The organism is Saccharopolyspora sp. 7B (assembly GCF_020177435.1).
Taxonomy (GTDB): Bacteria; Actinomycetota; Actinomycetes; order Mycobacteriales; family Pseudonocardiaceae; genus Saccharopolyspora_C; species Saccharopolyspora_C gregorii.
Genome location: NZ_JAIUKC010000006.1, coordinates 62,569 through 70,417, shown reverse-complemented (window position 1 = coordinate 70,417; position 7,849 = coordinate 62,569). Strand labels below are relative to the sequence as shown.

Below are 7,849 nucleotides of genomic sequence, written 5' to 3'. Positions count from 1 at the left end.
CCCCCAAACGCCCCCTGCGCATCCTCACCCCGGCCGAGTACGACGCCCTCCACACGGCACTCGCCGCGCCACGCTGGCGACTGCTCGTCGACGTCGCCTTCGAAACCGGCATCCGATGGGGCGAACTCGCCGAACTACGCGTCCACGACCTTCATCTCGCCACCCGGGTCCTGACCATCAGCCGCGCCGTCGTCGAACTCCGCCACCCCGATCCGGACGGCCAATGCTTCCGCATCAAGCAGTACCTCAAGAACACCGCGTACCGGCAGCTCCACCTCACCACCGAGCTCACCCACGCACTACTCGACCACCTCACCGAACACCACCTGGCGTCCGACGACCTCATATTGGGCTTCCCGGCGGCGCCCCCGCGGGACGACACCAACCCGTCCACAGGCGGTGCAGCACCCGAAGGACACGGCACCGCCAGCCGCTACAGCGCCGGATGCCGCCGCGACGCCATCGCCACCTACCGGCGCCACCGCCGCGCACTCGGCCACGACCGGCCCGCCCACCAGCCGCGCTCTCCCGCCAACCGGCACCTGGCCCGCAACTGGTTCCGCAAAACGATCTGGGCCCCCGCCCTACACCTCACCCACCGCGTCCGCATCCACGACCTCCGCCACACCAACGCCTCCTAAATGCTCGCCGGCGGAGCCGACCTTGAAACCGTCCGCGAACGCCTCGGCCACACCAGCCTCCGCGCCACCGAGCGCTACCTCCACAACCTTCCCGACGCACACAACACCGCAATCAACGCACTCCACCGCATCCGCAACTCACCAAGCCAAGACACCGCACTCGCGGCACGGCACCCAACCAACTAGCGGTCACCCCAGCACACCCCATGCGCCGCCATCGCCGCGCACGCCCGCCCAAGCACAGCTCAAGCTCAAAACCACAGCCCACCGCACTGCGGCCACGCATCAGCTGTGCAAGGAAACGAACCGCCAACACCGCAAAGGCCGCGCTCCTCGCGGTCAAACCACGGTCACCACACAACCGGACACAACAAAACCCCCACCGGTGAAGATCACCGACAGGGGTTCTAACCTGCTCAAGCTGCTGGTGCGCGATACTGGGGTTGAACCAGTAACCTCTACCGTGTCAAGGTAGTGGCCCCTCGTTTCTGACCAGCACGTTCGCGCTCCGCCGCAGGTCAGCGGCCCTTGTTCCTGCTCGTCGAGACTAGTTGCCACGCGTTCAGCCGCGTTCCCGTCGCCATCAGATCGCCATCTGAACTTGTACGAGGACCACCGTGCAACGGAAAATCGAACCCGGGACGAGTTGGTGATGCGCCCCTTCGTCGGTCGGCGGATAGGCCACGAGCGGGTCGACGTTCTCACCGCCGCAGCCCGCGACCAGAAGCGAGGCCGAGCACGGAACAGCTGACGCGTCTCGTCGACGACCCAAGGGATCGCGACCGCGACCCAGTCGTCAGTGCGCAGCGCCTCGACTACCGCCTCCTCCGGTCCCACGCCGGTCAGCATCGCTCGGCGCCGCTGCGGGTGCTCCGTCCGCTTTCGAAAGGGAAATGATGTCCACCTAGCGCACAAGAGCCGCCGAGAAACACCGCCGATCCGTGACCGTCGCCGAGGTGACGGCCAAGTACCAGCGCGACGAAACTCTGGTGATGGTCACCGCATACGACCTGAATCGGGCAAGAGCATTTCGCCGGGCACGCACGTGTCGGAGCAGGTCGCGGACTCCCGGATGAGCAGCGCGGGCCGGGACAGGGCGGCCTCGTTTCCAGGCCCCTTATCTGGTGGGTAGACAGCCGACTCCGAGGTCCGCTGTTGGAGAGCGCGACTCATGGCCGAAGGGCCTGGTGTGCGACGTCCTGGGCCCCTCGGCATCGCGGCCTACCGACGCGTTTCGTCGATGCGAAGCGCAGCACCGAGCGCGAAGAACGCCGGCGCCCACTCCCCAACGAAGATGCCCCACCTGTCGGCACGGGCGATGTCCTCAGCTTTCCGGGAAGACACCCAACTGGCCACGCTCAAACCGATCGATACCACTCCTGCCGTGAACAAGTGGTCTGAGCGGACTCCGCAGTTCCGCAACGCTGTCAACATCGCCATCCCCCTCGTGTCCTGCTCGGCATGGTGTCTTGCAATGTCCAGCATGGGTACTGTCGCTCCCACGCGCATCCCGCAGCTTCCAGATGAGGTTGTACCCCTGAGGACAGGGTGAGCGAAGGAGCATGCAACGTCATGTCTCGGTGTGACGGACTCGCTCGATAGCAGTGACGGCGAATTCAGCGAGTCCCGCGGCCAAGCCCGGATAGTCGGGCGCTTCCGCAGCCATCACCGTGGTCCAGTGGTACAACAACTCGGCCTGCCAGAGCACCCATACCGCGTCGTAGGCGTTATGCAGATCGACGCGGTCGAGCATGTTGACCAGCTCCTCAGCACTGCTCAACGACGCGGTCAACGACACCGGCAACTCCACAGACCCCACGGCAGAGCTCGACCACTCCCATCTGAGATTCCGCGGCGACCTCGCAAGCCGAGTGCACCCGGGAGGCCTGCGGGCCGACGGATCGCTCACCCGACCACGCCCGAGATCGGACTGGCCATGGCGTCACGGCGCCGTTCGTCATCGAAACACCCGTGATAAGGCGCTGAGGGCGAACAGGCAGAGCACGCTGGCCGCGTCTATCGTGGTGTTGGCGAAAATGATGGACAGGCCGCTCGCTGCGGCGACGGCAAGCATGCTGGGGCGGAAATTCATGGTCCGCATAGAGACTACGATGCAGTCGAGGGACTTCCCAGCCCATTTGTACCCGAAAGTTATCTGCTGATCGACAGCAGTATTCGGCTGCGTGCAAGTCCACGAGTAGCGGCTGCTAGCGATGACCGCAGCTTCGAGCAGAGCTGAGGGCACCGCGGTCGCGCTCGCGAGGCGACGCGGGCTACAACTACCTCCGCTGTGTCACCGTTCGGCGGCTACGGGAAGCAGGGCAGGTACCTGGCCCCACGGAGCAGGAGCCGACTCAACTCGGCACGACTCATACATCGCGGACGGTTCAGCCTCCGGTCTTGGGCCCCGGATTGATTCTTAAGGTATCTGCTGTTTGTTCAGACTGCGGAAACCCGTGCCGTCGATGACTAGCGCACGAGCACGTCGGTCCCCGCGTCCGGAGCGATCAATCGAAACCATCTTCGGCCATTTGTGTGAGCATGCGCCAAACGTGAACTCCGCAACATGCCCGCTACGCTCCACGCGCGATCTCGACCGCGTCCCAGCAGGAAGGGTTCAGCCCTGCTGTTCCACAGGCGCCGCACCCAGCTGAGCGAGCTGATCTTCCAACGCGATGATGCGGCAAGCACCCCATACCGGCATGCCCTGATCAACCAGCTCACGCACCCGCGACGCCCGTCGCAATTGCGCACGCGAATACCGCCGATGCCCCCCGCCGGATCGCACCGGAACCACCAGCCCCGTCCCCTCCAACGACCGCAGGAACGGCTGCGTCACGCCCACCATCTCCGCCGCCCGGCCCATCGTGTAAGCCGGATAGTCGGCGTCCTCGAACTTGTCCTCGATCTCGGCGCGCTCCTCGCCCATACACCCTCCCGGCCCCTCGCGAACAAGGGCCCCGGTGCACCGTCGGTACACCGGGGCCTGGAGGGAGATGTTCCAGTCAATTACCACTGCCGCTCATCCACCAACGAACACGAGGACGACGCGGCGCCGAACCTTGCGATACGACACCTCCCTTCCCGCACCCGCAGATGACCTTCACTCGACCCTGAGGCGGAGGCCGCTTTGCGCGTCTCCGCCTGCCCGGTCGACCATCGCGTCAATCACCGATCGCGCTACTACATCCTCTTCTACTTCCTTGAGAGGAAGGCTAGCACCGCTATGGCGTCATGTCTACACCCACCGCTGCAGATATTGTCCACTTCGAGATCGGCCGGGTCGCTCTCGTGCTACAGCGCTCGTTCGAACTTCCCTGGCGGATGGTGCGACCGTGTGCGGCAACGGAGGATGCGCCCGGGCGAGGTCGGATCGCACATCGGCGCACGTTGCGCGGATCGGTCGCCGAGCAGTGCGTCGCATCACAGTGGCGAGAGACCGCGCGAGCTGCTCGCATCGACAAGGGCGGAGGAAATCCGAGGCGGCATCGCCGCGCGGAACACCGATTCGTTCGCTCGTCGGCCGAGGGACTGAGGGGAGTGCGGCCAGTGACCTTTTTCCACATGCTCGAGCCGTCCGCATTCGATGAGTCGACGTCGTCGATCCGCAGCGTGCAGTCCGAGGTCGACGACTACGACGCGCTCGACGACGCGTTCTGGTGGGACCACGGGTACCGCCACCTACCCGACCATCTGCGCATCGTGCCCGGCGACCGAGTCCTCGACGTCGGCTGCCGCACGGGCAAGTCCGCGCGCTGGCTGGCCGCTGCTCATAGCGCGCAGGTGCTCGGAACGGACCCTTCGCCAGCGATGATCAGAACGGCCGAGGAGAGACCGACGCCCGGAGTCCGGTATCGACGAACCCCACGAGGATCCCTGCCCGGCATCCCGGACTCCTCCGCCGACGCCGCCTACGCAGGTTTCGTCGTCAGCTGTGAGTTCCTCGACCATCTGGTCGAGGAACTCTTCTCCGAAGTCTTGCGCGTCCTGCGGCCCGGTTCCCGCTTCACCGTCCTCGATATCAACCCTTCGGCCGTCGGCATCCACTTCCCAGGGGTCGTTTACGGCCCACCCGGCCGATCTCCCCGTCCAGGCGAGGTGGTGCCCCTCAGCCTCCAACGGCGCGACGGCACGTGGACGCGCTCCCGTCGGCTTCACCGACCGGTCGGATCAGTTCGCGGAATGCTGGAGTCCGCCGGGTTCACGGTGGACCGGATGGACGTGCCGCTGGCCCGCACGCTCGCGCAATCCTCCTCCCAACCAGCCGTTCACGCGCCGTTCTACCTGATCACGGGCCTCACATGACGGGTCGATGAAGAACTCGGAGTCGAGTCACCCCCAGACGAAGACCTCAGCCGCGGCACGCTGCCTAACCTTCCGGCCGTTCAGCCCGCTTGGCCGAGTACATCGCCGCATCGGCTCGGCTGAGCGCGTGGTGCGCCGTGTCGTTCGGTTCGAGCGGGACGTACCCGAAGCTGGCGGTGATCCGGTACTTCTCGCCGTCCAGCAGAATTGGTTCGGCCAGGCGTTCGCGGAGCCGGGAGCACAGCGCTTCCGGGTCGGCGGGTGCCGGGTTGAGCAGGACCACGAATTCGTCCCCGCCGAGGCGGGCGAGGGTGGCCCTACCGTCGAGTTCAGCTCGTAGCTTGGTAGCCGTCGCCAGCAGCACGGTGTCGCCCGCTTGGTGCCCCCACCGGTCGTTGACCTCCTTGAACTGGTCCAGGTCGATGTAAAGCAGGCCGAGGGCGGTGTGCTGGGCGTGGGCCTGAGGTAGGGCCTGTCCGAGGACGTCCAGCAGAAGTGTCCGGTTCGCCACCCCGGTAAGCGGATCGTGCGTGGCGAGGTGACGCAAACGCTGATGGACCTCCTGCAGCCGACGCGCCGTCATGAGCTGTCGCACCACGACCAGGCCGACGACCCCGACGAGGAAGTAGACCTCCGCGGGACGCGGGCTGTCGATGGTCGCTCGCACGGCAGTGAACGCGCACACCGCCGCCAGCGGGACGTAGGGAAGGACGAGTGGGGGGAGGTTGGTCGCCACGCGGGACAGTCCGTTCTCCGGGGCGAGCGCGGCGACAAGCATGAGGTAGGGCGCCATCATGTACCCCACATCGGCAACGTTCGGCGGAGCAGGGCTGTTGTTGCTGATGGAAAACGCGTAGAGGGCGTCCGAAGCACCGATCGCGATGAGCCCGGCCAGCAGCCACGCCAGCGGAAGTCGCCAGCTGCGACGCAACAGGACCGATATGAGCACTGCGAGGACGATGAGGACGAGATCGGCCACCGCATAGGACGCCGCCAGCAACACCTCGCCGAGACTGGCGGATCCGCGTTCCACGGCAGCACCGAACGTGACCTGCCACACCAGGCCGAGCAAGCTGGTCGCCACGATCAATCCGTCGATCACCAGGACGCGCGGGCGCGTGATGGCGTCGGTGGAACCGGTGCGGGCATGCTCGTTCTTGGCGATGTGCAGCAATGCGAAGAAGGTGAACACCGGCAGTCCCAGGTAGAGCGCGTTCTCGACATCCGGGAAGGTCGCTGCCCGCATGTCCACGCTGCGATGCCACGTCCATACGGCTTGCCCCACGCCCCAACCGAAGAGGGCGAGGGCCATGAGCGGCCGCCACCACCGACCCGTGCCCGACGCGAAAGGTGCTCGGCCAGTCCAGGCGAACGCGACGGCGGCCGCGAGGGCACCGACGAGGCCCGTGAAATCCGCTACGGCCCACCTAACGGGTTCCGCGAGCGCGCCTGACATGACCAGCGCGGTGGGCACGGCCACCACTGACATGACGAGCCAAGCCGTGCGGGGCCACCTCCACGACATCGGTTCGTTCTCCTGCCTGCCCCGTCCGCGGCGGACCGCGGGTTCACATCCGGCCTGAGCGAGCATCCGTTCAGGCGGAAGCTCGGTTCACCGGTCGGTTCCATCCTTTTCATCGCATCCGGTGACGGCGAGCTATGCCTCGCGGGCACCCGGGTGCGCAGGTCACAGGGGCGGTCCTACTCCCGCCTTGCCGAAATTGCGGCGTCCGGATCATGCCCATCGCGTTGCGCACATCCACTGTTGCGGAGTTCGGCGGACGCTGCGCTCGAATTGCTCCGCACGTCATCCCGCTGGCCTGAGTCTACCGGGTACCAATGCCTCTGCCACGGCGGGAGAATGGCTCATCTGGCCGCCCGCTGAGGAAAACGAATGCCCTGTGCCCTTCCAGGAAGCATCGATCACCGTCCCGACGAGCACGCGGCATCCTCCGCCCCGGCTGCCGTCGGGTGCCGGGTCCGCGGTTCGGACGCTGTGATGCACGCAGTCCGGCTCGGCCTAGCTCCTGACAAGCGGTCTGCGGGCGCTCACGATCAGGAACGGGGGTCGTGCCGTCGCTGCGTGCCATCGCTGCCGTCGTTCCGGCTCAACCGGATCGCCCTCCGCCCCGTTAGCAGGGTCCAGCAGCGGCTCGCACTGCTCGAGGTCCTCGAACCCGGCCTCGCCCAGCACCGAATCGTAAGTGGCGCGCGACCAGTAGGTGTCGGTGATCGAGCTCCAGCTGCCGTCCTGCCGCCGCATCCGGACCGGGAGCCGATCCCCTTCGGAATAGCTCACGTCTAGTTCGCCCTGTACCAGGTCTCCGAAATCCACTCCCGTGGTGTCGGGATGGCTGTCGAGCAGCACCACGCGCCCCCCGGGCCGTACTACGCGTGCGAGTTCGGCGACCACTGCCCGCAGTGCTGCCATGTCCGGCAAGCACACCGCCAGGAAAGCGGCCCACGCCGCATCGATGGAGTCGGTGGGGAGACCGGTGCGGTCTGCCGGCCTGTGGATGAACCTGGTGTGTCCCGCCGGGTCCGCACCGCGCCGAGCCGCGCGAATCATCACCGACGATCGATCCACGCCGACCACGGCGCTGGCGGTGTGCTGCGCGATCCATGACGTGACCGTCCCGTCCCCGCACCCCAGGTCCAGTAAGGTCGGGCGCTCTCCGTCGAACCGGTCAGGTGCGAGCAACTGCGGCAGGGCGCGATAACCAAGCCGCCACCACAGCGCGGTGTCGAACTCCGCGAAGCGCTCCGCCACCCCATCGGCGTTCCAATCGGTCAAGTAGTCCTCGGTCATGATCGCAACACTAGGAGAGGTCATCCTGCGCGGCCGCTCGAACCATCGGGTTCAGAGAAGATCGTGGCCAGGGAAGCACGCGGGGCCGCTCCGC

General features: G+C 66.4%; 6 protein-coding genes. 2 read left to right on the top strand and 4 right to left on the bottom strand.

The window, feature by feature from the left end:
- Positions 1 to 641 (top strand): tyrosine-type recombinase/integrase (locus LCD33_RS01585; RefSeq protein ID WP_224961798.1); only part of this gene is annotated, 641 nt, incomplete at its 5' end.
- A 1,570-nt stretch (positions 642 to 2,211) separates the two neighbouring features.
- Here the strand turns inward: LCD33_RS01585 and LCD33_RS01580 are convergent.
- Both LCD33_RS01580 and LCD33_RS01575 read right to left on the bottom strand, forming a co-directional pair.
- Positions 2,212 to 2,439, bottom strand: a complete 228-nt coding sequence (locus LCD33_RS01580) for a hypothetical protein (protein ID WP_224961797.1) — start codon at positions 2,437 to 2,439, stop codon at positions 2,212 to 2,214.
- An 819-nt stretch (positions 2,440 to 3,258) separates the two neighbouring features.
- The gene (locus tag LCD33_RS01575; RefSeq protein WP_224961796.1) at positions 3,259 to 3,570 is read right to left on the bottom strand and encodes a helix-turn-helix domain-containing protein; all 312 of its coding nucleotides are present in this window, start codon (positions 3,568 to 3,570) and stop codon (positions 3,259 to 3,261) included.
- Between the two features lie 620 nt (positions 3,571 to 4,190).
- Here LCD33_RS01575 and LCD33_RS01570 point away from each other — a divergent pair.
- Positions 4,191 to 4,946, top strand: a complete 756-nt coding sequence (locus LCD33_RS01570; RefSeq protein ID WP_224961795.1) for a class I SAM-dependent methyltransferase — start codon at positions 4,191 to 4,193, stop codon at positions 4,944 to 4,946.
- 64 nt (positions 4,947 to 5,010) lie between these two features.
- Here the strand turns inward: LCD33_RS01570 and LCD33_RS29290 are convergent, their stop codons facing one another.
- Entirely contained in the window at positions 5,011 to 6,420 is a 1,410-nt protein-coding gene (locus LCD33_RS29290) for a GGDEF domain-containing protein (protein ID WP_224977441.1), read from the bottom strand.
- Positions 6,421 to 6,966: 546 nt separating this feature from the next.
- Positions 6,967 to 7,755, bottom strand: a complete 789-nt coding sequence (locus LCD33_RS01560; RefSeq protein WP_224961791.1) for a class I SAM-dependent methyltransferase — start codon at positions 7,753 to 7,755, stop codon at positions 6,967 to 6,969.
- Positions 7,756 to 7,849: the final 94 nt, after the last annotated feature.